This window comes from Bradyrhizobium sp. 187, from assembly GCF_023101005.1.
Classification (GTDB): domain Bacteria; phylum Pseudomonadota; class Alphaproteobacteria; order Rhizobiales; family Xanthobacteraceae; genus Bradyrhizobium; species Bradyrhizobium canariense_D.
Genome location: NZ_CP064694.1, coordinates 244177 through 267774, shown reverse-complemented (window position 1 = coordinate 267774; position 23598 = coordinate 244177). Strand labels below are relative to the sequence as shown.

15 protein-coding genes and 7 pseudogenes are annotated in these 23598 nt (G+C 60.0%); 15 read left to right on the top strand and 7 right to left on the bottom strand.

Going from position 1 to position 23598, the window contains the following annotated elements:
- Window positions 1-402 precede the first annotated feature (402 nt).
- Window positions 403-639: pseudogene (locus tag IVB19_RS40945) on the bottom strand (hypothetical protein); the annotation flags it as partial.
- Window positions 640-1087: 448 nt separating this feature from the next.
- On the opposite strand from IVB19_RS40945, the gene IVB19_RS38355 reads away from it, so the two are divergent.
- A complete protein-coding gene (locus IVB19_RS38355; protein ID WP_247822265.1) occupies window positions 1088-1312 on the top strand; it encodes a hypothetical protein in 225 nt (74 codons plus the stop codon).
- A gap of 252 nt (window positions 1313-1564) precedes the next feature.
- Here the strand turns inward: IVB19_RS38355 and IVB19_RS38350 are convergent, their stop codons facing one another.
- On the bottom strand, window positions 1565-2119 hold the full coding sequence (locus IVB19_RS38350; RefSeq protein ID WP_247822294.1) for a peroxiredoxin: 555 nt from the start codon (window positions 2117-2119) through the stop codon (window positions 1565-1567).
- A 527-nt stretch (window positions 2120-2646) separates the two neighbouring features.
- On the opposite strand from IVB19_RS38350, the gene nifH reads away from it, so the two are divergent.
- The 4 genes and pseudogenes from nifH (at window position 2647) to nifW (ending at window position 6510) form a co-directional block, all read left to right on the top strand.
- Complete coding sequence (gene nifH, locus IVB19_RS38345) at window positions 2647-3537, top strand: nitrogenase iron protein (protein WP_247822264.1); 891 nt, start codon at window positions 2647-2649, stop codon at window positions 3535-3537.
- 98 nt (window positions 3538-3635) lie between these two features.
- A complete protein-coding gene (locus IVB19_RS38340; protein ID WP_247822293.1) occupies window positions 3636-4298 on the top strand; it encodes a nitrogen fixation protein NifQ in 663 nt (220 codons plus the stop codon).
- A 625-nt stretch (window positions 4299-4923) separates the two neighbouring features.
- Window positions 4924-6059 (top strand): annotated as a pseudogene (locus IVB19_RS38335) (hydroxymethylglutaryl-CoA lyase-like TIM-barrel protein); the annotation flags it as partial.
- Window positions 6060-6177: 118 nt separating this feature from the next.
- Window positions 6178-6510 carry a nitrogenase stabilizing/protective protein NifW gene (nifW, locus tag IVB19_RS38330; protein WP_247822263.1) on the top strand — a complete coding sequence of 111 codons (333 nt, stop codon included), beginning with the start codon at window positions 6178-6180 and terminating at the stop codon, window positions 6508-6510.
- 187 nt (window positions 6511-6697) lie between these two features.
- Here nifW and IVB19_RS38325 read toward each other — a convergent pair whose 3' ends face one another.
- Window positions 6698-7318: a hypothetical protein gene (locus tag IVB19_RS38325; RefSeq protein WP_247822262.1), complete on the bottom strand. Its 621-nt coding sequence runs from the start codon at window positions 7316-7318 to the stop codon at window positions 6698-6700.
- Between the two features lie 318 nt (window positions 7319-7636).
- Here IVB19_RS38325 and IVB19_RS38320 point away from each other — a divergent pair, with 318 nt between their 5' ends.
- The 5 genes from IVB19_RS38320 to IVB19_RS38300 all read left to right on the top strand — a co-directional run bounded on the left by IVB19_RS38320 (window position 7637) and on the right by IVB19_RS38300 (window position 12168).
- Window positions 7637-8752, top strand: a complete 1116-nt coding sequence (locus tag IVB19_RS38320) for an electron transfer flavoprotein subunit alpha/FixB family protein (RefSeq protein ID WP_524536793.1) — start codon at window positions 7637-7639, stop codon at window positions 8750-8752.
- A gap of 11 nt (window positions 8753-8763) precedes the next feature.
- On the top strand, window positions 8764-10071 hold the full coding sequence (locus IVB19_RS38315; protein WP_247822261.1) for an FAD-binding protein: 1308 nt from the start codon (window positions 8764-8766) through the stop codon (window positions 10069-10071).
- Between the two features lie 41 nt (window positions 10072-10112).
- The gene (locus IVB19_RS38310) at window positions 10113-10409 is read left to right on the top strand and encodes a ferredoxin family protein (RefSeq protein ID WP_247822260.1); all 297 of its coding nucleotides are present in this window, start codon (window positions 10113-10115) and stop codon (window positions 10407-10409) included.
- A 387-nt stretch (window positions 10410-10796) separates the two neighbouring features.
- Window positions 10797-11069 (top strand): hypothetical protein, encoded by a 273-nt coding sequence (locus IVB19_RS38305; RefSeq protein ID WP_247822259.1) that lies wholly within the window; start codon window positions 10797-10799, stop codon window positions 11067-11069.
- Between the two features lie 670 nt (window positions 11070-11739).
- Window positions 11740-12168, top strand: a complete 429-nt coding sequence (locus IVB19_RS38300) for a hypothetical protein (protein ID WP_247822258.1) — start codon at window positions 11740-11742, stop codon at window positions 12166-12168.
- A gap of 482 nt (window positions 12169-12650) precedes the next feature.
- On the opposite strand, the gene IVB19_RS38295 is transcribed toward IVB19_RS38300, so the two are convergent.
- Together IVB19_RS38295 and IVB19_RS38290 are read right to left on the bottom strand one after the other, a co-directional pair.
- Window positions 12651-13769, bottom strand: a complete 1119-nt coding sequence (locus IVB19_RS38295) for an IS110 family RNA-guided transposase (protein WP_247822257.1) — start codon at window positions 13767-13769, stop codon at window positions 12651-12653.
- A gap of 797 nt (window positions 13770-14566) precedes the next feature.
- Window positions 14567-15406, bottom strand: a complete 840-nt coding sequence (locus IVB19_RS38290) for an RMD1 family protein (protein ID WP_524536800.1) — start codon at window positions 15404-15406, stop codon at window positions 14567-14569.
- Between the two features lie 716 nt (window positions 15407-16122).
- Here IVB19_RS38290 and IVB19_RS38285 point away from each other — a divergent pair.
- A pseudogene (locus tag IVB19_RS38285) lies at window positions 16123-16793 on the top strand (energy-coupling factor ABC transporter permease); the annotation flags it as partial.
- A 1652-nt stretch (window positions 16794-18445) separates the two neighbouring features.
- On the opposite strand, the gene IVB19_RS38280 reads toward IVB19_RS38285, so the two are convergent.
- A complete protein-coding gene (locus tag IVB19_RS38280) occupies window positions 18446-18709 on the bottom strand; it encodes a hypothetical protein (RefSeq protein ID WP_247822256.1) in 264 nt (87 codons plus the stop codon).
- A 312-nt stretch (window positions 18710-19021) separates the two neighbouring features.
- Between IVB19_RS38280 and IVB19_RS40940 the strand changes: the two are divergent.
- The 3 pseudogenes from IVB19_RS40940 to IVB19_RS38265 form a co-directional block, all read left to right on the top strand.
- Window positions 19022-19839 (top strand): annotated as a pseudogene (locus tag IVB19_RS40940) (tyrosine-type recombinase/integrase); the annotation flags it as partial.
- Between the two features lie 13 nt (window positions 19840-19852).
- Window positions 19853-20995: pseudogene (locus IVB19_RS38270) on the top strand (IS91 family transposase).
- Window positions 20996-21147: 152 nt separating this feature from the next.
- Window positions 21148-21411: pseudogene (locus tag IVB19_RS38265) on the top strand (transposase); the annotation flags it as partial.
- 234 nt (window positions 21412-21645) lie between these two features.
- On the opposite strand, the gene IVB19_RS38260 reads toward IVB19_RS38265, so the two are convergent.
- On the bottom strand, window positions 21646-22698 hold the full coding sequence (locus IVB19_RS38260; protein WP_247822255.1) for an IS110 family RNA-guided transposase: 1053 nt from the start codon (window positions 22696-22698) through the stop codon (window positions 21646-21648).
- 62 nt (window positions 22699-22760) lie between these two features.
- Between IVB19_RS38260 and IVB19_RS38255 the strand changes: the two are divergent.
- Window positions 22761-23585: pseudogene (locus IVB19_RS38255) on the top strand (IS3 family transposase); the annotation flags it as partial.
- Between the last annotated feature and the right edge of the window lie 13 nt (window positions 23586-23598).

Below are 23598 nucleotides of genomic sequence, written 5' to 3'. Positions count from 1 at the left end.
TGGCGCATGGAAGCAAGCCATACAGAAGGGACGCTCGATGCGTCTTCGAAAAACAATTCAAAACGCGCTTCTTGCTTGAATGCGCCGACTTCACTCACCAATTTCGTAGTATGATACTTCCAGCCATCAACCGGCCTTCACGGCGAGTGCACGGCGTTACCGCGCGAAGAGCAAACGTCTTCTCCTATTTTCTGAAGTCCTGCGGACTTAAGGGCGAGTACTCACAAAGGCAGATCTTGCAACACCTAAGCGTTACTGCTCGTCAGCTGATCGAGCACGGCTCGCCATCCAAATTTGATCTACCGCAGTATCCTTGGTTTAATAAGCCACGTTGAGATACCCAGGCAATTTCGCCCGAGAAAAATCCGATTGAATAGTTGTCGATGACCATTGATATGGTAGGTGGCCCAAGCCAATCCCCAAGGTACGTGCTTTCTGTCTTAGAGAGCCCTCGGATCGCTTCATAAGCTTTGAAATCCTAGCTACAGGGGTGCGGGCCTTTGAGTGCACTTTGAGCACCTTGACGTCATCCTTACTATACTCTTTGCGCTTGGTGCTTTTTGCCACGTGTTCTCCGATTTCGCTTTGCACATCTCCCTGTAGCGTCTTGTTTTTGGCGAAGACGCAACTGCTTCCCATTAACAGCGTTGAGATTCGCGTCAATGTTCGGAAATTGAGCGGCGTGATGATCGGACGGCCAGGCGGCTCACGACAGCCGGCCATCTGATCGTTTCAGGTCCCTGCGCCCGAGGGGCAACTCGCGCGATGAACGAGGTAACCGGTTTCCCTATAGAGCTGATCGGTTTCCCGATAGACCAGTCAATTGGCCTAAACCTTGTCGATTGGCATGGTTTCAATTCAGGGACTGATAAAGCCGACTCGTTCGTCTCACTGTGCGGCATACATCGTGAATATAGATTTACCGAGCCCGGAAATACGGTCCGCGAGCGTGCCGGCGGATCATCATCTCGGCCGGTAGACGTCATTCGGCGCTGAGCCATCTCCCTCTGCCTCCACCCTTCTCGAGGCGCGGCGACTGGAATCTAGTTCCCCCAAAGAGGGAGCTTGGCACCATTTTTCCGAGTCCGTGGGCGCCGGCATCGTCATTAGCGGCCTGCGGCTGACGCAGATCGCTCTGATGATGCTGCCGGCCGGCAAGCCGCAGAACGAAGGGAATAGCCGCGGTCCGGCCTACGGCGACAATATAAAGGACCTGCGGCAGGAGATGTGGGTCGAGCAGGCGCAGAAGCGTACAAGTATTTTGTATGTTCACGCGCCGCATCCTCTTGTATGCGGGATTGTTGTGAGGTGAGCAAAGCGGTCGTGAACATTGTTGATCGTTATCATCGAGACCATCGATTTCGCCGCCGCGACTGCCGCGCGCGGACAGCGCGGCGGCCGCGGCAGACTCCATGGCCGCAATGAGAATTGAATTGCGGGCCGCACTCGCTAGCAGCAGGCCGCATTTGCGGTAAGATCGTCTCATCTCGTATCCGACAAACGATTGACTCTGACGTCGTTCAAATGCGGGAGCTGCTCCTTGCTGCACTTTCGACATGTTGCCTCAGGCAATTCTAAGTGTGTCGCCGCCGATTTGGCGGTTGCAAGGGCAGAGCTCATCAGTCTGTACCGCATCTAGAACGCGTAACGTGTCCGTCGGGCTGCGGCCGACATTGAGGCCTGTCGCATAGACATGCTGGATCGTGTTCTCAGGATCGACGATGAAGGTGTAGCGATGCGCGATGCCATCACGCGATCGCACGCCAAGGCCGTCGACCAGTGCGCCCTTGGTGTCCGCAAACTGCCAGATCGATAGACGGTGCAGATCCTTGTGCTCACGCCGCCAGGCGAGCTTGCAGAACTCGTTATCGGTCGAGCCACCAAGCACGACTGCATCGCGATCGGCAAAATGCTTGGACAGGCGCGCAAACTCAGCGATTTCGGTTGGGCAGACGAATGTGAAATCCTTCGGGTAAAAGAAGATGACTTTCCATTTTCCGGGGAAACTCCTCTCAGTCAGGGTCTCGAAGGCGCTCTGCCCGTTCTCCTCTTGCAGGTGAAAGCCGGGCTTCACGCCTGTGATGTCAAACGGCGGCAACTTGCTTCCAATTCCAGGCATATTGTCCTCACAACATCGTTTCACACGGAACAGCGTTCCGCGACTGGCAAAGCAAGCGATGTGCCACCCATCTGCCGGCAAGTACCCATCATGCCGGTCCTGGAAAATTCGCCTTGCGTGACAGCGGTGTCCTCGAACCCCATCTGCACCGTGTGGTCTCCTCAATTGACTCGGGGACCCGGCATTCCCCATTTCCGCGCTGTTTCGCCCGGCGCTCGTAGTGAAACCCACGCGCCGGGCTTTGTCGAGTTTCTGTCAGAGCCCTTGCCGCTGTTGGGTCCGCCACAGCTTCCGGTCTCGGACGCTGCGCTATTAGTTGAGCCTAGTCAGATGCTTAACGCGCGTGCGAACGAATGGCACGCTAGTTGCTAACTGGATGCAGCAACAAGGAGTGAGGGCTGAGGGCACGCCGACGCTGATGGCGAGCGATGGCCTCCTTCCCGAAACCCGTGTGTCCACGTTTCTGAGAGAGAAACAGCCTCGCGCGTTCGGCGCGAAAAATTGGCAATCGGTTGATGGAGAGCAACATGTCTTCGCTGAGACAAATCGCGTTTTATGGCAAGGGTGGCATCGGTAAATCGACAACGTCGCAAAATACGCTGGCGGCTCTTGCTGAGCTGGGCCAAAGGATTCTCATCGTCGGCTGTGATCCCAAAGCGGACTCGACTCGCCTAATCCTGCACGCCAAAGCGCAGGACACCATTCTGAGTCTGGCGGCGAATGCCGGCAGCGTTGAGGACCTCGAAATCGAGGACGTCATCAAGCTCGGCTATAAGGACATTCGATGCGTCGAGTCCGGCGGTCCCGAGCCGGGGGTCGGGTGCGCCGGAAGAGGCGTGATCACATCGATCAACTTTCTGGAGGAGAATGGCGCCTATGAGGACATCGACTACGTCTCTTACGACGTGCTCGGCGACGTCGTCTGCGGTGGCTTCGCGATGCCTATCCGCGAGAACAAGGCACAGGAAATCTACATCGTGATGTCCGGCGAGATGATGGCGATGTATGCCGCCAACAACATCTCCAAGGGTATTCTGAAGTATGCGAATTCCGGCGGCGTGCGCCTCGGCGGCCTGATCTGTAACGAGCGGCAGACCGACAAGGAGCTGGAGCTTGCAGATGCTCTTGCCAAGAAGCTCGGCAGTCGGCTGATCTACTTCGTGCCGCGCGACAATGTCGTGCAGCACGCGGAGCTGCGCCGCATGACTGTGCTGGAATACGCGCCAGAGTCCAAGCAGGCGGATCACTATCGAAATCTCGCGACCAAGATCCACAATAATGCGGGACAAGGCGCCATCCCGACGCCAATCAGCATGGACGAGCTCGAGGATATGCTCATGGAGCACGGCATCATCAAGCCTGTCGACGAGAACCTGGTCGGCAAGACCGCCGCCGAGCTCGCTGCTGTTTCGGCATAGTTCATGTTGTCGGCCTTCTCGACCGGGAGGGCCGACATCGTCCACTCAGAAGCTGGGGGACCTTCATGATTGGCACACAAAGCAAATTGGCCGATTCTATGTCATCTCCTGTATCAGCAGCTCACATCGCCGAGCAGCGCGATGCAAGTGAGCTCTACGGGCATCTGACCGGGCGCCATCCAACCGAAGTCGACATCAGCGACGATGGCAATTTCGATCGCCATGTGCTCGCTTGCGTTCTCGCCGCATCCGCTATGGATGGTGGCCAACTTCCCGAGCGGGCTGGCTTGACTAACCAGGACCTCGATGCGCTCTTGGTGCAATACTTCCCATCTACCCCGGTCAGGAGTTGTACCTGGCGCGAACAGTCCGCGTTACTGGCTCCTGACGAGACGATTATGGTGCGCGACCTCCTGCTTGCGCAACGTTCCACGCGTGGCGAGGTCGGCGGGTGGCTCGCGACGATGATCGCGCGGCGCGCCATGGAGCCTAATCACCTGTGGGAAGATCTCGGTCTGCGGGAGCGGGACGAATTATCCCGCCTCCTGATGCGCCATTTCGGGCCGCTGGCGGCTCGCAACACCGAGAACATGCGCTGGAAGCGCTTCTTCTATCGCACGCTATGCGAAGATGACGGTCTGGTGATGTGTACCGCGCCGGTCTGCACGGAATGCAATGATTTTGATCTTTGCTTCGGCGAGGAGAGCGGGGAGAGCCGGATGGCCGGACGCCGGCGGGGATCATCTGCGTCGTCTCGATGACTCCGTCCAAGCCATCCCAAGTTCGCAAGACTGAGCTCATAACGGATACCCCTCCTCGGCGCGAGTCCCGGTATATCGGACGAGCTTTCGGCCAGCTGTCACATGACGAGACTGAGGGTTTGAAAAGATACCGGGGTAAACAACTTCGCGCAGGCGGCCTAAGCAGGACGCCGCGGCGTCCGATGATCGCGGCTTGATAACTGGCAGAGGGGACGTCACATTTACCGCCGACATGTTCTATGTTGACGCGCGATCGACGCCAACATCCGCCTCTCGATCCCGCCCCCGCTGAACTCGTTTACGAACACTGACTTGTGGTTGGACCGAACCCGATGGCTCAAAAATCTTCTTCGATAAGCGCCGGAGTGCACGCGCCGTCCCCGAAGTGCTGCAGCTTGAGGTGAGGCCCGAACCGTTGCCTGGCTAGCAAGCTTCCAAGCTCGGCGCCTGCTTTCAGCTCGGTCGCAAGCGCACCGAACCTGGCGCTCCGCCGTTTGCACCCTGTCGGATTTGTGACACACCCGACTGATCTGAAATTCGGCGTCATTCACAGGTTCTTGGGAATTCGAGCGGGTTGGCACAGCAGTTGCTGAACAGCTTCCGGAATAAACATACGGAGCCGCTGATGGCGTTCGCTGCCGCAATCAAAGATCGGTCGAGATCCATGGTCCTTAATGACATCACGTTGCGCGACGGCGAACAGACACCCGGCGTGGCCTTCACGACACCGGAAAACGTCTCGATCGCGCGTGCGCTGGCCGCGGCCGGGATCTTGGAGATTGAGGCCGGCACGCCGGCGATGGGTCAGGAAGAGATTACCGCGATCCGAGCGGTCGCCGAAGCGGGCCTTGCGGCCACGATCATCGGCTGGTACCGGATGAAGCCCGCGGACATCGATGCGGCGATCGAGGCTGGTGTTTCGATGGTCAGCCTATCGATTCCACGTCCGTGCAGATTGCGGCGAAACTCGGTGGCAGCCGCTTGGCCGCGCTTTAGCGGGTGAAGCGCGTCGTGGCCTATGCTCGCAACAAGGGACTGGATGTCGCGGTGGGTGGCGAAGACTCCTCGCGTGACGATGTCGACTTCCTGACCGACCTGATCGCAATCGCCAACGCGGCCGGCGCGCGGCGCTTTCGTGTCGCAGATACGCTGAGCGTGCTCGATCCCGACGCGTCCTTCGCGCTCCTGGCCGCACTGCGCGCCAGCACCGATCTCGAGCTCGAGTTCCACGGCCATGACGATCTTGGGCTGGCGACGGCTAATACGCTGGCGCCGATCAAGGCCGGTGCGACGCACGCCTCTGTAACGGCCATTGGACTGGGCCAGCGAGCCCGCAATGCGCCGCTGGAGGAAGTTGCCGTCGCACTTAGGCAGCTCTACGGCCGTGATACCGGCGTGCTGCTATCCGAACTGGAAAAACTCGCGGCCGCCGCTACAGCCGCAGCGTGCCGCAACATTCCGCCCAGCAAGGCGATTGTCGGCGAGCATGTCTTTACCCATGAATTCTGCATCCACGTCGATGGGCTCTTAAAAGACCGGCCCATCTACCAAGCGCTGGACCCGGGGTTGCTCGGCCGCACCCACCGCATTGTGGTCGGCAAGCATTCAGGCCTTGCCGCTATCACTTCGCTCTTGTCCGAGCTACAGTTTTCGGTCACCCCCGAGCAAACCGAAACCATTCTCGCGCGCGTCAGCAAGCATGCCATCGAGCACAAAGGCCCGGTTTCCCAGGAAACGGTGGTGGCGATCTGGCGCGACATTCACGAGAGATCGCTCGTCAACCGAGGGGTATCAGGTGGTCAGCCATGCGCATCGCGCGATCAGGTTGGAACATTCGGGCCAGGACGGTTTCTGGACGCGGATCTAATGGAGGTTGAGAATGACGACGGACGGGATCCTTTCGCAATTGAGCAAGGCCTCGGCGGCAGAGGAGTTTTTTGCACTGCTCGGCGTCGAGTACGATGCGAAAATCATCGACGTGGCGCGGCTTCACATCCTGCATCGCATGGGTCAATATCTCGCGGGCGAGGAGTTTACCGGTGCATCCGATCCTGAGATCGCCTCGCGTTGCAAGGCCACGCTTGAGCGCGCCTATGCCGACTTCGTCACGTCCTCCCCGATCGAACAGCGCGTATTCAAGGTTCTGAAGGATGCGGCCGCACCACAATCGAACAAGCATCCAGCATTGGTGCAGCTCAGTTGCTTGGAGTGAATTGACTTTGTATCCCGTGCTCTGGAGTGTGAAGGTTCGGAGAACCTGCCAACCTCCCATGGCGTCGAAGTTAAATGAAACTTGCAGTTACGGCCTCGCGGATCCGCACCTAGGACACTCGGCTCCTGAAGGTGATCACCGCTCAGCCCTGATATTCCCTCGTTTCAAGCTGGTGCTCATGGTGCACCTAGGGAACGCCGGCAGCGGCGAGCGCATGTCGGTGAGGAAAGCGCAGCAAGATTCGGATGAATGTCTTCTGTCGCATTCCGGACACGGGTCCAGCACGGTTGTCGAACGTTCGAGAGGCTGCCAATCCGATTTCCTGCAGTAAGAGTCTGGATTGGCGGTCAGTTTTCATCGTCTGCGCAATTGGTACGACAATTGCTGACATATGCTCAGCTAGTCTGGAGAAGCGAATGCACATCTTGGTCAGGATCGAGTTTGTTTTGGAACACGCGCAGTTTCGCGCGCGCTGCCTGTCGGCATTATGATGCGTCGCGACGCCAAAGCTATGGTTGCATATTCCGGCTTGGCTGAGCTGAAAGCTGCGCTTGATCCGCGCCAACAATTCGTTGACGAAATCACTCCCCTTGGCCGATCTATGGCCGAGGTTCCCCGGGGGGAGCCCTTGCTCTCCAGCGCCGGTCGCGCGGCGCCGTTGATGGGCGGCTTCATCGCCGGCCCTCGTGCCTTCGCCAAGAGTTGCGGGCGTGTCGCTGCAATCGGCAAGATTGCGAGGGCATTCAGAGTAATGGATCGCGTTTTCACCGGCAAGCTCGCGGCCGACAGTGGCACCAGCCGCCGGCACGTCCTCGATCTGTTCGAACTCGCTTGCATCTCGAAGATGAGGGGGACCAATCGATCGGCTCGCATGACCGCGCGGTTGCGTGCCTCACTAGTTCCATTGCCGAAGGGGGGAAGAACGCCCAAGCGCGTGCTTCCGGGCTCGTCGACAAACGTCCAGCAATGGGTGTCTCGGCCCCGCGCTGCTGCCGGGCGGTGTTGAAAAGATGGCGGCGGGCACGCGGCCGAACTCTTAATTGAAGCAATCTTCACGCGCGAATTCAAAGCCGGAGGCGGAGCACGCTTCCTGGCGAGCCGCTACTGAACACGGATGGGAGTACAGATGATGAGCACCGCACCCAAAAGCGCAGCTCCGGCCGCGGGTGGTGGTCGCGCGGCGACCAAGAGGGAGCTGCCCGAACGATTCAAGGCGTATAAGCACGTCTGGGTCTTCATCGAGCAGGAACGTGGCATAGTGCATCCCGTCTCCTGGGAGCTGATGGGTGCCGGCCGCCGGCTCGCCGACAAGCTCAACGTTGACCTCGCCGCGGTTGTCATCGGCCCGGTCGGGGAGACAACGCAGCAGGCGGTCGCCGAATCCTTCTGCTACGGCGCAGACCTCGCCTATATCGTCGCGGATGATCTGTTAGCCGATTATCGCAATGAATCCTACACCAAGGCCCTGTCAGAGCTGGTCAATACGTACAAGCCGGAAATCCTACTCCTAGGGGCAACTACACTCGGCCGCGATCTCGCTGGCTCAGTGGCCACCACACTGCTCACCGGCCTAACTGCCGACTGCACCGAGCTCGATGTCGATGCCGACGGCTCGCTTGCAGCGACGCGGCCGACGTTTGGCGGCTCACTATTGTGCACGATCTACACACTGAACTATCGTCCACAGATGGCAACAGTCCGTCCGCGCGTGATGCCGATGCCCGAGCGCGTGACCGGTGCGGTCTGGCGCGTCATCTCGCATCCACTCGGGCTTGTAGAGGAAGATATCGTCACAAAAGTGCTGTCGTTTCTGCCAGACCGCGATTCGACAAAGTCCAACCTTGCCTATGCCGACGTGGTCGTCGCTGGAGGGCTCGGTCTGGGGTCGCCTGAGAACTTCCAACTGGTACAGCAACTCGCGGACGTTCTTGGCGCCGAGTATGGCTGCTCGCGGCCGCTGGTCCAGAAGGGCTGGGTCACCTCGGACCGACAAATCGGCCAGACCGGGAAAACCATTCGGCCAAAGCTCTATATCGCGGCCGGTATTTCCGGCGCGATCCAGCATCGTGTTGGCGTGGAGGGGGGCGACCTCATCGTTGCCATCAACACCGACAAGAACGCTCCGATCTTCGACTTCGCCCATATCGGCATCGTCACGGACGCCATTCGACTGTTGCCCGCATTGACGTCTGCATTCCGCGCGCAGCTATCGCCGCACTCGCACGACCGCATCGCTGGTTAGGGAAGCTTGTTATGATTGAGGAAAGATTCGACGCGATCATCGTCGGTGCTGGCATGGGCGGGAATGCGGCAGCGCTGACCATGGCCGAGCGGGGCCTAAAAGTGCTGCAGCTGGAGCGCGGCGAGTATTCGGGCTCGAAGAACGTGCAAGGCGCCATCCTCTATGCCGATATGCTGGAGAAGCTGATCCCGAATTTCCGAGAAGATGCACCGCTTGAACGGCATCTCGTCGAGCAACGCTTCTGGATCGTGGACGAGCGTTCGCACACCGGGATTCACTATCGCTCCGATGATTTCAACGAGGAGAAGCCGAACCGCTACACCATCATCCGCGCCCAGTTCGATAAATGGTTCTCCCAGAAGGTCCGCGAGGCCGGGGCCACGGTGCTGTGCGAGACCACGGTGACCGAGCTCCTCCAGGATTCCCACGGGAGGGTCCTCGGGGTGCGCACAGACCGAGATGGCGGTGAAATCCACGCAGATGTCGTCGTGCTGGCCGAGGGGGTGAACGGAGTGCTCGGGACGGGTGCAGGCTTAAGAGGGCGGCCGAAACCGGACAAGGTCGCACTCGCGGTCAAGGAGATGCATTTCATGTCGCGCGAGACAATCGATGCTCGCTTCAATCTCAAAGGCGACGAGGGGCTCGTCATCGAAGCCGCCGGAACCATCTCCCGCGGCATGACCGGTATGGGCTTCGTCTACTCCAACAAGGAATGCATCTCGCTCGGTATCGGCTGTCTTGTTGCCGACTTCCAGCGTACCGGCGAGACGCCTTACGGCCTGCTCGAGGGCTTCAAGCGTCACCCGTCCGTCGCGCCGTTGATCGAGGGTTCGGAAGTAAAGGAATACTCCGCGCATTTGATCCCCGAAGGTGGATACAAGGCGATCCCGCAGCTTTGTGGTGAGGGCTGGGTTGTTGTCGGAGACGCCGCCCAGCTCAACAACGCCATCCATCGCGAGGGGTCCAATCTGGCGATGACGTCGGGCCGTATCGCCGCGGAAGCAATCTGCCTTATTAAATCGCGAAATGATCCGATGACGGCCAAAAATCTTTCGCTTTACAAAAAACTGCTGAATGATTCCTTCGTGATAAAGGACCTGAAGAAGTACAAGGATATGCCGGCACTGATGCATACCCACTCGCAGAACTTCTTTCTCACATATCCGCAGCTCTTCTCCAAGGCGATGCAGGATTACCTGCGCGTCGACGGCACACCAAAGCTTGAGAAAGAGAAGCTGATGCTGAGCTCGTTCATCAAGGCGCGGTCGTGGAGTGGTGTGTTCAGCGATGCCCTGCGCATCGCCCGGGCCTGGCGGTGATCACAAACCAAAGACAACGACGAACGACGGAGCCAGAAACAATGCCGAGCGAGCCATCCCGACGTGTCGAGGACAAACTATTCTACAACCGCTATCTCGTTGATTCCGGCCGCGCCCATATCAAGGTGCGGCCGCACACCACACCATCCTCACGGCTCTTATCGATGCTGAAGGCCTGCCCTGCACGTTGCTACGAGCTCAGCGATAAAGGTCATGTTGAGGTGGCAGTCGACGGGTGTGTCGAGTGCGGCACCTGCCGGGTGATCTGCGAAGAAAGTGGTGATATCGAGTGGAGCTACCCACGTGGCGGTTACGGTGTGCTATTCAAATTTGGTTAAAGCTTCGGGGTAGGGGCTGATGGGCAGGCCGCGGCGTTCTCGCGATACAGCGAATCACGCGCCAAGTTGGGATTTCACCTGATTCAATCGAGTCCGGACCTTTCCATCTACCGGGCGGGCCCTTGCCAGGTTCCGCGTAGTCAAAGCGAGCGGATCCGAAACAGGGGCAACGCATTGGCTGGATCAGGTCGTCCATCTCGGATCTGTCGATCGATCCTGGTTCTCTTCACCGTAGCGGCGCCTGTCTTCCCTGGGCCAGCAGTGATGCGCTTACCTGTGGAAGGCGGCCACACCTACTACATCCTTCCTGAACACCGCGAGCCGTGCGCGGTGTTTGTGCCGGTGCCTATCATCACGGAACAAGTGTAACAACCCTAGGAGAACCCTGTGCCGAACAGACTGACACAAGAGATCATGGAACGAACCAACGAACAGCGCCGTCGCCTTGGGCGTTGCCTGCTGAGCAAGGAAGGCTTTGTGCACGCCATTGGCCTTCAAGCCGAGGACGACCGGAGCGTGGACGCGCTCGTTGTCAACCTCGTCAACCACATTGTGGAGCCTGGGGACATGGAGCTGCACAGCTCGCCGCACGTCGCGCCCAAGGTGGACGACGAGATCGAGCTGAACACCGACGTGGACGTCACGGCAACGGTCAAGTGACAACCCCGTTGTGGACGCGGCGCCCTCGCCCCCGCTGGCCGTGCCCTTCCACATGAAGACCAACGCCGAGGCCGAGGCTGATGCCATGGTTAACAACGGCCCCTTTGAACACCTCGAAGACGAACTCACCGTCCACGACGACGAGTAAAGCAGCCCAAATTACGTGCATCTTATTATGGCCTCTAATGATGATCACGTTGTTCCTGCTTCCGGTGATGAGCGCCGCTTTCTGGTGCTTGACGTCTCCCCCCCAACATCTGGCCGGTTTCGAGTTCGCGGCGATCCGGCTGCCGCCACTGCCTCGCGACGCTGCCTATGACCTACAAACGGAACGCTGGAAGCAGGACTTCGCTTCGCCATAGCCGCCGACCCGACGATCGTGCCATCGAGCGCCTTGTAGACAGACAAGCACGAGCGGATCACGAAATTAGCGCTTTGTGACTCCTTCGCGCGACCGCCGGCTGCGCGTTCGTCAGGCGGGCTGCGCGCATGCAGCACGTAAGTTTGCACTTTCATTCGCCTGTATCGCCGGGATATATGGTCGGCCGGAGAGCATGACGATGGTTCGATTACAAAAGAGCAGGGCAGCCGCGCTAACGCGCGGCGAGCAGAGGCACGCCGTGAGAGTTCGGTCGGCGACATCCAGGCCCTCATAGCCGAACTGAGAAGCTTGCCGCGCGAGAACCTCGCGGATGCGGTGTTCATGCTCTCGATGGATGCAAGACGGAAGGGCGAGTTGATACGACCTGCGATCGAGAAGCGCGCCAAAGTCGACTTGGACTTTGATCCGCCGCCGAATGCTGATTCGGCGACCTATCGCGCGAATGATGTGGTCTCGGCCTTACGCCACCACGTTGCTGACCTTCCGACCTTGCTGGACCTGTTAGTTTCGCGAGGGCCTGACGTCTGCTTCACCGTCGATCCGGAGGAGGCCGTTTCGCTCCTGGTCGCAATCATTCGCGAGCAGCGGCTCGAAGAAGCCCTTGAAGGCCTCAGGCTCGCCGGGCTCCTGAACGAGTCAGCGAAGGATCGCCATGCCGGGGTCGGTTCGGAAACGGATTTGAGAGGAGCTGCCGAGGGCGAGTGTCCGGCGCTTTGACGGACAGTCCTGCAGATGGAATGTCCAGAGCGGATGGGGACGTTAGAAACTCTCGGCGCCGGCTTGCGAGCTCAAAGCCGCGTCGAAATTCGCGGCGTAGTTCCTTTGTCATCCCTCTGATGTCCCCAGTCAAGCACACAACGCACGGTTTCCCATCTCCACGAGGCTTATCGTGAAGTTCTTGCACCGATAGATCGTGCAGAGGAGAAGGCGGAACCCAAAGACGTCGGTGAACAGGCTCTGATGCGCGGGTTGGATACCGCATTTCCGTTTTTTCGTCTGGGGCTGTCCCTGGTCTAGCGTCGGGCGTCGATCGGATGATCGGCCACATAATGGGTTTCAGGATTTCCCCTGCCGTGGTCCCACCTTCACCTCTGCACGATTGATGTCTGCGACGACCCCTGATCCTGATTGCAACAAAGGGGGCTGTGGGCCGTTCGAGCGCACCTCACGACTCGAGCGGTCCACAGCCCGCAACGACGCTACGCCTGTCGAGGTGGCATGAGCTCGCGATTGATTGCCCAAATGAAGGCGGATAGCTCTCGGGCAATCGCCGTGACGATTACGGTTCGCCGCTTGCCCTTCCGCTCGAGTGAGCGGAAGCGTCCGCACAATCTGGTTTGCGCTTTCCACGCAATCTCGCGCGCGCGTCTCGGTGCCGCCTCCACCTTTGGCTGCTTGTCTCGGCTCACGCGCGGCGGATATCGATAGCTCCAGGCCGCTTCCACAAGAATACGTCGCGCCCGCCCATTACCGGCTTTGGTGATGCCGCCTCGCCTGACTTTGTCGCCAGTCGAGTTTTCCGTGGGCACCAAACCCTGATAGCCCATCAGCTCGCGCGGATTTTGAAAGCGGGAGAGATCACCGATCTCGGCCAGCACCCCCACAGCCGCAATGAGATCAATCCCCCGCATCGCCTGCAGGGCCGCGACAACCTCGGCAAGCGACCACTCGGGTACTACCTCGCCGATGGCATCTTCCAAACGCTCCATCCGCTCACTTTCCTGGCGTATCCCCTCAAGTAGCTCTTCGAATGCGATGCGCTGCTCGCGATGCTCGAGCTTCTGCGACATCAGCCATCTCATGTGGGCTGGCCCCCACGTTGTCTTGCCCGGATAGATGCGTCCCAGCCGCAGCATCAATGACGAGATCTGTTGACGCTTGCCCTGGAGGTCCTTCTTCACTGCCTGACGGGCCCGCGAGAGATCGCGCATGGCCTCATGGCGCTCGTCCGGTACCCACACCGCGGTGAGCTCGCCCGCGCGCAACAGCTTGGCGAGGCTTACCGCATCGCGCCGGTTCGTCTTCACTCGATCGCCGGCCTTCTTCGGAACGAGCGAGAGGGCCACCACTAGGCAGTCATGGCCGAGGCTCTTGAGCAGTCTGTAGAGGCCATATCCTGTCGGCCCTGCTTCGTAGCAAAACGTAAGATGACAGCATTTCGCTGCAAGCTTTGCCACCAGCTTTCGGATCGCTGCCTCCGTGGCAGAAAACTCCCCGAGATATCGTACCTCGCCGCCACGGCCGCCATCGGCAATGGCTATTGCATTGCGCGATTTTGACGTATCGATTCCGACAAAGACCTCGGTATGATGACCCACGACTCGCCCTCCTTGTTTGAGGCTCTGCCCGGTCCATCCAGGCAACCCTCGTCGCAACATCGAGGGTGAGTCGCCTCATTTTATGGAGGGGACATACAGTCTAGTGTTTATCGCTGACGCGGAGCCGCTATGCACGCCCGGTCGCAGTCCCCGGCCGCGTTCAGCTCGGCGCCTTCGCGTTAGCGAGGACGAGATCCGCAGTTCTGAGCTTTCATGTTCAGTTGCAGCGCGCGTTTGCGCGCTGGCGGATCATGGAACCGTTCGCTACAGCCACGCAAGGGAAATCACGGCAGGACACGTCGACCGAGCCGCGGCGATGTGGCAAAGCGGCGAAAGGCAGTCGCTCAACCCAGTGAGGCGTCCTGGTGAAATTGACCGTCCTTGTTTTTCGGTAGTCGCTGGCTGCGCCCTGGGGGCGGCGGGGGAAGGCCTGGCAAGTATGCAGCGACCAAGTCGAGAATAGCAGACAAGCTGAGTGGCGGCCCCCTGCAAATTTGGCAAAAGGGCCTACTTGGGTAGCGCTGGATCGTCGACATGAACGCTCCGCCGCGCGTCTGCCATACACGCCCTATCCTTGCTCGATCGCCGGGGAAACGAACTCGCCTCGGCTATTCGCCGGTTTCGCGAGCCGCACCGGGATTACGCCGAACCTCGCGTCCACGAGCACGGCGAAGACATAGCCGGAATCCGCAGCTGAGTGCGGCCGAACGGCGCGTCCCACGTCAATGCCGCCCAAGTCCGTCAGTAGGCCCGCTCAAACCCCACGAAGGCCCCTCACGCGCTACGGCCAGCCGGACTCAGTGAGCTGCTGTAATAATCTGAAAGCATCCGATCGCAACTTCCATCACGATCAGCACGACTATAACCCACTCAAGACGCAGCGAGCGGCGTGTGTCGATGATGTCCGTCAGTGCGTTAGCCGTTCCGGAGATGGCCGACAGCTTGCGCTCAAGCATCTCAAGACGCTCCTTCAATTCGTATTCATCTTTCAGACGCGCATAGAGCCGCTCGAGTTCCGGCTTCTCCCAGAGTGCGTCGGGCTTTTCGGCAATAGCGACGCGGCCCGCGACGCGCTGCTGGACCAGGAGCGCATTGCCGATCAGTTCGAGAATGCCCTTGCGGCTCCGCGGCGTCCGGCCGTGCTCGGCTAGTTCGCGTGCAAAGGGTTCGATCACGTCGAATACCGCGGCGATACGGCGCTCATCTCGCTCCAGCGCCGTGCTCTTGGCTAGCGTATCGGCGATCAGCAGCAGCCGATCGTCGCTGAAGTCTCTGAGACAAATCCGTCCGCCCGGCAGGATGACCTCGGCGCTCTGGTCGTCGCAGAGCTGCGCCTGCGCGCTCTCCTCCTCATAGGAGCTGAGTTCACCGATGACCCGCGCTATCAGCGTTTCGATCAGCGCGCTTTCTTCCGAGGGCGACAACCCGATGAGCACTACAACGCCATAGCGGAAGATCACGACAAGGCCCGCATGAATGCGGAAAGCGACCGGCGTCGAGGACACCAGCGTTCCGATTTCCAGAGCCGACAGGTTGATACGATCCCCCAGCATGACTGCCCGAATGCGCAGCATCGACGCGGCCGCCGTCTGTCCGGAGACGGCAGGCCTACCGGGCGTAAGTTGATCCATGTTCACATTTTGCATTCGGTTTGGTGCCACTGCGACGCGATAGCGCTCCCCTGGAAATACGTCCAGAACTTCGGCGTAGATGATGCAGCGGAATTTGCCGGGAGCGTCGCTGAGAGACGATGCTGAGATCCAGCAAATGCGGGCTCCACAGTTTGGATCGGTGGTCGCCACTTCCATGTTCGTGCATGCTTCGCCGCAAGGTCAATCGAACGACCCAGCAAGCTCTTCGAGGAATTCGACGACCCCGGCCGCCAAACATTTGGCTGCGCCCTAGACGCCGTCCCTCGAACAACGTCGAGCAAGATTGATGCCGAACCGGTATCTTCGCGCCAGCGGCCTCAGGATTTCCGCTTCAATGGGCGAGAAAAAATGATTGTTTGAAACGGCACAGGTGACCAAAAAACTGGCCGCAGTGTGTGTGTTCAACTTCCTCCAGAGCATGTCGGCTACAGAACACGGTGACTCTCGCGCGCGGCAGAATTTTCAAGCCGCAATCAGAGCCTTAGCCGCGTCAGCGGGGCTGGCATAGCTATTGCTGTGAAATATTCTATTGACCGAGCGAAGGCGGAGTGCACACCAGGTCCGATCTGGCGAAAACAGGACGTTACCAGTGGACTCAGGGTGGCGAAGGTGAAGTGCCGTTTCCAACCGACAGCCAAACGATCGTCCCGGCAAATTCTTGAGCCAACGCCCGAGTACAACGGCAGAAAGGAGTTGAGACCGTGCATATCGAACGGGGAAAAGTAACAGGCGCCAAGCTCGTATTGAGCTGCGCGACAGGCATTGCGATGGGCTGCGTCGTCGCCAAGCTTCTGGTCGAGGCCATACGCGAGCGGGGCGCTCTGTCGTTTGCTATGCAAGCCATCGCCGCGACGGCCCTTGTGTTCACGTTTCTCGAAATCCTGCCGCACTTTGCGGTTGGAGTGTCCGAACTGCACTTCGTCCAGGGCTTGACGCTGTTCCTGTTGTCCGGCGCGGCGCCGGCTGCCTTTGGTCTTGCGTTCGGCCTCTTGCTGCCAGGCGTCCTCTTTGTTCCGACCGACCTGCCGCAATATGGTATGAATGTCACGACGCTTCTAGTGACGCTGTTTGCGATCCAGGCGCTCGCCAACCGGCTCATTCCATCCAACGCCGCCAATCGCGGTCTGCAATACATAAGGCGCTTGCGCTCTCGACTGCGTATCAATCCGGTATCGTTGTCTGGGGCGCGTTTTGGGAGCTCTATGGCGCGGGCTTCGGCGCCGCCAACCTCAGTAACGTCGCATCGTTCGCGGTTTCCTATGCAGTTGTGGCCTTGGCCGGGCCGCTGGCTGATCTGGCTGTGCTGGCGCTCGCGAAGCAAATGGGCGGCGTGAGTGCGAGGGGATCTGTCGCCCTCGCTCCGAGAAGGCATGTTGCTTTCGATAGCAACGATGGCCGTCATGTCGCCCGTTTTTGCTCAACCGATGCGTACGCTTTCCCCGATAACAGCCGGCTGCAGCGATCCCGGGCGAACTATCCGTGGCAGCGAGGGGGCCGAGCTTATGCTCATTCCGCACACGGCGACCAGGAAATCGTATCTCGCCAGTTGTGGCCGCCCGTCTGCTCCGGCCAGTTCGCTTGTGAGCGGACGCGCAGTACCGAGTTCGACCTGCGGGTGCGTGATGCGGCCAAGGCGAACTGCCGCAAGGGCGTGGAGGAATGGCGGGATACGGCCAGCGCTGCAGCCTGGTCGCAGAGCATCGGGGGCGAGGTTGGACACGAGGGGCGTCTTGCGCTGCCGATACACCGGGAGTCATCCGTCGAACGAGCTTACCCATGCAACATTAGCGCGATGGAGCGCCGTTCGGCGGTCCCCCCATGCTCTGCTGCACTCGGCCGGAATGTTCGCAGTTCGGCAAAGAAGATCGCCATGTATGGATTGATCGTGGTGTTGACCATGCTCGCACCGTGCAGCATCGTGTTTGCCCGCGAATTGACGGGGCCGGCAAAGGTCATCAGCACCGACACCCTTGAAATTCGCGGGACGAGCGTTCAGCTCTGGGGCATCGACGCGCCGGACGAGACTCAAACGTGCCGATATTTCAACGGCGATCCATATCAATGTGGCCTCCGGGCCGCGAGCGATCTTCAAAGCTTCATTGCAGAGCGCGAAGTCAGTTGCCTGTCAGTTCTGGAGGAGGGGACGATGGCGACCTGTTCAGTTGATGGCATCGATCTCGGAGAATGGTTGGTGCGTAACGGTCTCGCGCTCGAGCGATACCCCAGGAGACGATACGACCATGCGCAAGGCGCAGCCGAACGTGCCGGACTGGGCGTGTGGGCGGGCAGCTTTGCCGTACCTTGGTTATATCGAAAGTGCATTTGCTTAGGTGGTCGACCAGCCAGCTGTTCTGACGACACGAATGCACATTTGCTTGAGCGGCATTCCCCACACCAGAATAAATGCGTCGACCGGGAGTGAGCAAGCTTACCACGGCCGCCCAACCATGCTCAGACGAGTAAGACGGTCTGAATCTCTCGTAAGCGGAAAAGTCGCAAGACCGCAAATCGCGAGCTCCGCAGGAACGCCATCGTTCTCGGCGTAGTTCTTGGGAACCATGGACTCGCAATCCGCGCCTCTTGAGTTCGAGAGAGCGCCGCACTTACGCCAGAAGAATGGCGGGCTCTCCAGAGGAACAACAATCAGATTCCGCCGGGTACAGGTCGAGGCGGAAGAAAGAAGGCTGGCGGCCTTCAAGGCACCCCTGGGCAAGGTAGGCAACACGAATGTGGCTCGGGATGCAGCCTACCTGCACTCCATTCGACTCTAACTTTCAGGTTTGGACATGCCCAGAGCTCACAGCTTGATTTCCAGAGGTCGCCAGATGCTGTCATGCCAAAACTCATACACTCGCACTCAAATCTGAGGGACCAAGCAGCAGGTGTGAGCGCTTGCCCGCAACGCCGGCTCCGAGGAGCCCATCGAAACGACGGTAGTCGAATTGCACCCTTTGCCGCGGGAACGCCGCATAGGTCCCTTCCCGGACTTCGCTGCTGTTGGCGATATCGGCCGCGATTGCCGTTTCAAGCCAGGGCTGCTCCAACATAGGCAGCATTTTTCCGGGCGAGTAAGAAGCCTAATACCACACGTGCGGTTTCGGTGACAAAGACGTGTGGATCTGCCTTGCAGGCGCCAATCACAACAATGCCACACAAGGCAATGAAGCTGTTCGTGCGGTTGGAAACAGCATGGCTCGCTGACCACTGGCTGGAGATCCGCTGAATGAGCAACACCGCATGCGACGAGCGCGACTGCTGCGGCAGTCGAACAAGAATGTCAGATCGCATGTCACCTCGAAGTGCCCGCCTTCCAGAACGAACCGTGAGCCATTGAACTCGCAGCGTCGCTCCCATGCCCTGGTGGTGGGCAGACTCTGTGCCAACGGGCACGATGCAAGCTCCCGGCGTTTTTCGATCGCGATGTCGTCTACGCGACAGAGGACTAAACCGCTCGCGCGGTAGGGCACTACGTTGGCAGCGCGGCTGAGAGGATAGCGCGACGGGGCGTCCTGTCTTGAGATGAGGGGGTCGCAACCTTCACTCAAAACAGGAGCATCCCCATGACCGACGAGGCAAGCAACCCGTTGGGCGGCGCATGATCGAAGACATGAGCCGAAGACCCAACATGACTACGTACAAAGGGTCAAGAACTTCGCTGCGTTCCTCGGGCGTTCACCGGATACGGCGACCTTCGAGGACGTGCGCCGCTATCAGCTGCATCTGACCGCGAGCGGCGTTGGAGTTCCGACCATCAGCCACACCGTCTCGACGCTGCGGTTCTTCTTTCGGGTCACGCTGAAGCGCCACCACATCGTCGAGCATACGCACGTCATTCACGAGCCGCGCAAGCTGCCGGTGGTGCTCAGCCCCGAAGAAGTGGCGCGGCTGCTCGATGCTGCGCCTGGACTCAAGTACAAGGTGGCGCTGAGCGTGGCCTATGGCCCCGGCCTGCGCGCCACCGAAGTGGTCTCGCTCAAGATCTCCGACATCGACAGCCAGCGCATGATCTTCCGCGTCGAGCAAGGCGAAGGCGGCAAGGACCGCAACGTCATGCTCTCCCACTACTTGCTCGATCTGCTGCGGACCTGGTGGAAGGCGGCGCGGCCGCAGGGCTGGCTGTTCCCCGGCCGCGATCCGGCCCAGCCGACGACCACGCGCCAGCTCAGTCGCGCCTGCCACGCTGCGGCCCAGATGGCGGAGATCAACAAGCGCTTTCCCTGCACACCTTGCGGCACAGCTTTGCCACCCACCTGCTCGAGCAAAAGATCGACGTGCGCGTCATCCAGGTGCTGCTCGGTCACGCCAAGCTCGACACGACGGCGCTTTACACCCGTGTCGCCACCACGACGATCAGCCAGGTCATGAGCCCGCTGGAACACATCGCGATCAAGCTCAAGGTGATCCGGCCGCCCGGCTGACGCTGAGGCGCTTGTGTCGCGCTCGGCTTTGGAGGTCGTGGATATCTTCCGCGACCGTGGACCGGCATGGCGACAGGCCCATGCCGGTCATGTCAGCCTCGACCAGTTAAAGGTGATGTCGGCGATCGAGAACTGCCGCACGGCAGCCGTCGGCGGCCATGTTGCGGGCTGCGAGGGCTGCGCCTATACCACGATTGCCTACAACTCCTGCCGCAACCGGCACTTCCCGAAGTGCCAGGGCGCCGCTGCAAAGGATTGGCTTGCCGACCGCGAGGCCGAGCTGTTGCCGGTGCCGTACTATCACGTGGTGTTCTCGCTGCCTGTAGCCATCGCCGACCAGAACAAGACCGTGATCTACAACCTCTTGTTCAAAGCCTCGGCCGCACGCATCGGCATCACCTCCGTGCTGCACACCTGGGGTTCGGCGCTCACCCATCACCCGCACGTGCACATGATCGTGCCGGGCGGTGGCATCTCGCCCGACGGCGCGCGCTGGGTATCGTGCCGTCCCGGCTTCTTCCTGCCGGTGCGTGCTCTCGCGCCTGTACCGCAGGCTGCTCCTGGAGAAGCTCATCGCGACCCACAAGGCCGGCCGCCTGTACTTCTTCGGCAATCAAACGCCACTTGCCGATGCGCAAGCCTTCGCGGCTCACCTCGCACCGCTGCGCAACGCCGAATGGGTGGTCTATGCCAAGCGTCCGTTCGGCGGTCCCGAGGCCGTGTTGGCCTATCTGTCGCGCTATACACACCGCGTCGCCATCGCCAACAGCCGCCTGATCGCCCTCGACCAGCACGGTGTCACCTTCAGATGGAAGGATTACCGCGTCGAGGGCCGCGAACGACAGAAGATCATGATCCTGGCGACCGACGAGTTCATCCGCCGCTTCCTCCTCCACGTGCTGCCAAAGGGCTTCAACCGCATCGGCCATTACGGCCTGCTGGCGCGGGCGCTTGCGCCGGCAACATCGCACGCGCCCGCGAGCTGCTCGCCATCAAAAAACGTGAGGATGCGCCCGAGGCCATCGCCGACGCCGACAAGCCGCGGTGTCCATGCTGCGGCGGCCGTATGATCCTCATCGAGGTCTTCGTGCGCGGCGAGACACCGCGCCAGTCGCCAGGCGCTCCAACCCGCGCCATCAGGATTGACACCTCATGACCACACAACGGCGGTTCTGCAAAACCGATCATCTTGCCCGCCGCTCATCGAACGTCCACGGCGGAGTGCATCCAAATGTTCTGCTATCGTCGCTGACCTGCCCCTGCAAATTTCCTCCACGCGGAGTTAGAGTCCGGCCTTCGGACGGACAGATGAAGCGAGCCAGGTTTACTGAGGAACAGATTATCGGCGTGCTGCGGGAACATGAGGTTGGTGCGAAGACCGCCGATCTCGCGCGCAAGCACGGCGTCTCGGAAGCCACGCTGTATAATTGGAAGGCCAAGTATGGCGGCATGGACGTTTCCGAGGCCAAGCGGCTGAAGCAGCTTGAGGAGGAGAATGCCAAGCTGAAGAAGCTCCTGGCCGAACAGATGCTGGATGCTGCAGCACTTCGCGAGTTGCTTTCAAAAAATGTATGACCCGCCCCGCCCGTGCAAGGTCGTTTGATGAGGACGATGCAGTCTGCACAAATGTATCCGGCCTCTTGCAAGTGGGCCGCTGTTGCGGCCAGGCCATGATGAGATCCGCGCGTGCCGTTCCCAGATAAATGGTTCGGGCTCGAAGCCCGCTTTTTTGCACAGGGTTTACGGCGCGCCGATCGACTGTTTCGTCATCACCTTCACGAACCTCGCAGTCTGGAACAAACGGGATCAGCTAAAGGCCGGATCCCGCCGTTCATAGCTTGCGCCGGGCTTGGTCATCACCACCCATGCGATCCGCGCAATCTTGGCCGCCAAGGCGACGGTGACCTTGTTAGTGTGCATGCGTGCCTGAAGTCCATCAAGCCACGCGCCAAGGCGGTATCGCGAGCGATCAAGATGAGTCACGCAGGAACGGGCGCCATGGATGATCATCCGGCGCAGATATCGATTGCCGCGCTTGCTTATCCCCAGCAGCTTCGTTTTGCCTCCCGTAGAATATTCTCTCGGGACAAGACCTAGCCAAGCTGCCATATCGCGGGCCTTTTTGAACTGGCGGGCAGATCCAGCTGCTGCCAAAAGCGCCGTCGCGGCCAGCGGACCAATGCCCGGGATGGTCATCAATCGACGTGCGGTATCGCTTTGAGAGGCAATTGCCTCAATCTCGCGGTTGACCTCGGCAATCCGCAGCTCCAGCTGCCGCAGCTCGTCAAATGTAGATGCAAGAATGCGACGCATCGCCGAGGTTAGATCATTCGACTGATCGGCCAAAACCCTCGGCAGATCAGCCTTGAACTTGCCGGCGCCCTGGTGAATAGCGATCCCATATTCCAGGCAAAAAGCGCGCATCTGATTGATGAGGCACGTCCGTTGCGACATCATCCGATCGCGAACACGATGCAGCGCTTGCAGGTCAATGTGCTCAGGCGACCTTAGCTCGACGAAGCGCATCGTTGGTCTCGTCACGGCTTCGGCGATCGCCGCGGCATCGATGATGTCATTTTTGTTGGACTTCACATATGGCTTCACGAATTGAGCTGGGATGATGCGAACGGTGTGCCCCATGGCGGCGATCTTGCGGGCCAACCATTGCGAGCCGGAGCAGGCCTCCATCCCCACCAAAGCCGGCCCTGCACGTTCGAAGAACTGCAAGAGCGTATCGCGCCGAAAGGTCGCCTTCTGGATCGGCATTCCGGTGACGTCGAGCCCAACCACGTGGAAAAGGTTCTTGCCAATGTCGATCCCAAACACCGTTGCCGGCCTGGGCTTGTTCCGTGTCCTCATTGCTTCCTCCTTTCAAAAGCCAACTCAGTCTGACTGAGAGGACGGGGCGGGTCATCCCATTAATGGTAGGGCCCGTCGCCAAGCGCGAGGCTGTCGCGCATCTGCAGGCCGAACTCGGCCTGTCGGAACGGCGGGCCTGCTCGATCGTCAGCGCCGACCGCAAGATGATCCGATACCGCTCGTGTCGGCGGCCGGATACCGAACTGCGCATCGAGTTGCGTGAGCTCGCCCATGCGCGCAGGCGGTTCGGCTAGCGGCGGCTGTTCGTGCTGCTGCGGCAGCGCGGCGAGCCGTCCGGGATCAACCGGATCTACCGGCTGTATCGCGAGGAGGGCCTGACCGTACGCAAGCGGCGCGCCCGCCGCCGCGCTGTGGGCGTACGGGCTCCAATCCTGGTCGAGGCCAGGCCGAATGCCCGCTGGTCGCTGGACTTTGTCCATGACCAGTTCGCGTGCGGTCGGCGTTTCCGGATCCTGAACGTCGTCGACGACGTCACCCGGGAATGCCTGGCGGCGATCCCCGATAGCTCGATCTCGGGACGCCGAGTGGCGCGCGAACTGACCGCGCTGATCGAACAGCGCGGCAAGCCCGGCATGATCGTTTCCGACAATGGCACCGAGTTTACCTCGAACGCCATGTTGGCGTGGGCCGAGCAGCACATCATCGATTGGCACTTCATTGCGCCGGGCAAGCCGATGCGGAACGGGTTCTGCGAAAGCTTTAATGGCCGAATGCGCGACGAGCTTCTCAATGAAACCCTGTTTCTCAGCCTTGATCACGCCCGCAGCCGCATTGCCGAATGGGCCGACGATTATAACCGCCAGCGCCCACGTTCGGCGCTGGGCTATCTCACCCCGGCGGCCTACGCCGCCTCTCTCACCGCAACATGCGATCGGCTGC

Coding starts and splice junctions, on each gene's coding strand:
- IVB19_RS38350 (WP_247822294.1), bottom strand. CDS start 2,119: ATGCCTGGAATTGGAAGCAAGTTGCCGCCGTTTGACATCACAGGCGTG.
- nifH (WP_247822264.1), top strand. CDS start 2,647: ATGTCTTCGCTGAGACAAATCGCGTTTTATGGCAAGGGTGGCATCGGT.
- IVB19_RS38340 (WP_247822293.1), top strand. CDS start 3,636: ATGTCATCTCCTGTATCAGCAGCTCACATCGCCGAGCAGCGCGATGCA.
- nifW (WP_247822263.1), top strand. CDS start 6,178: ATGACGACGGACGGGATCCTTTCGCAATTGAGCAAGGCCTCGGCGGCA.
- IVB19_RS38320 (WP_524536793.1), top strand. CDS start 7,637: ATGATGAGCACCGCACCCAAAAGCGCAGCTCCGGCCGCGGGTGGTGGT.
- IVB19_RS38315 (WP_247822261.1), top strand. CDS start 8,764: ATGATTGAGGAAAGATTCGACGCGATCATCGTCGGTGCTGGCATGGGC.
- IVB19_RS38310 (WP_247822260.1), top strand. CDS start 10,113: ATGCCGAGCGAGCCATCCCGACGTGTCGAGGACAAACTATTCTACAAC.
- IVB19_RS38280 (WP_247822256.1), bottom strand. CDS start 18,709: ATGCGATCTGACATTCTTGTTCGACTGCCGCAGCAGTCGCGCTCGTCG.
- IVB19_RS38260 (WP_247822255.1), bottom strand. CDS start 22,698: ATGAGGACACGGAACAAGCCCAGGCCGGCAACGGTGTTTGGGATCGAC.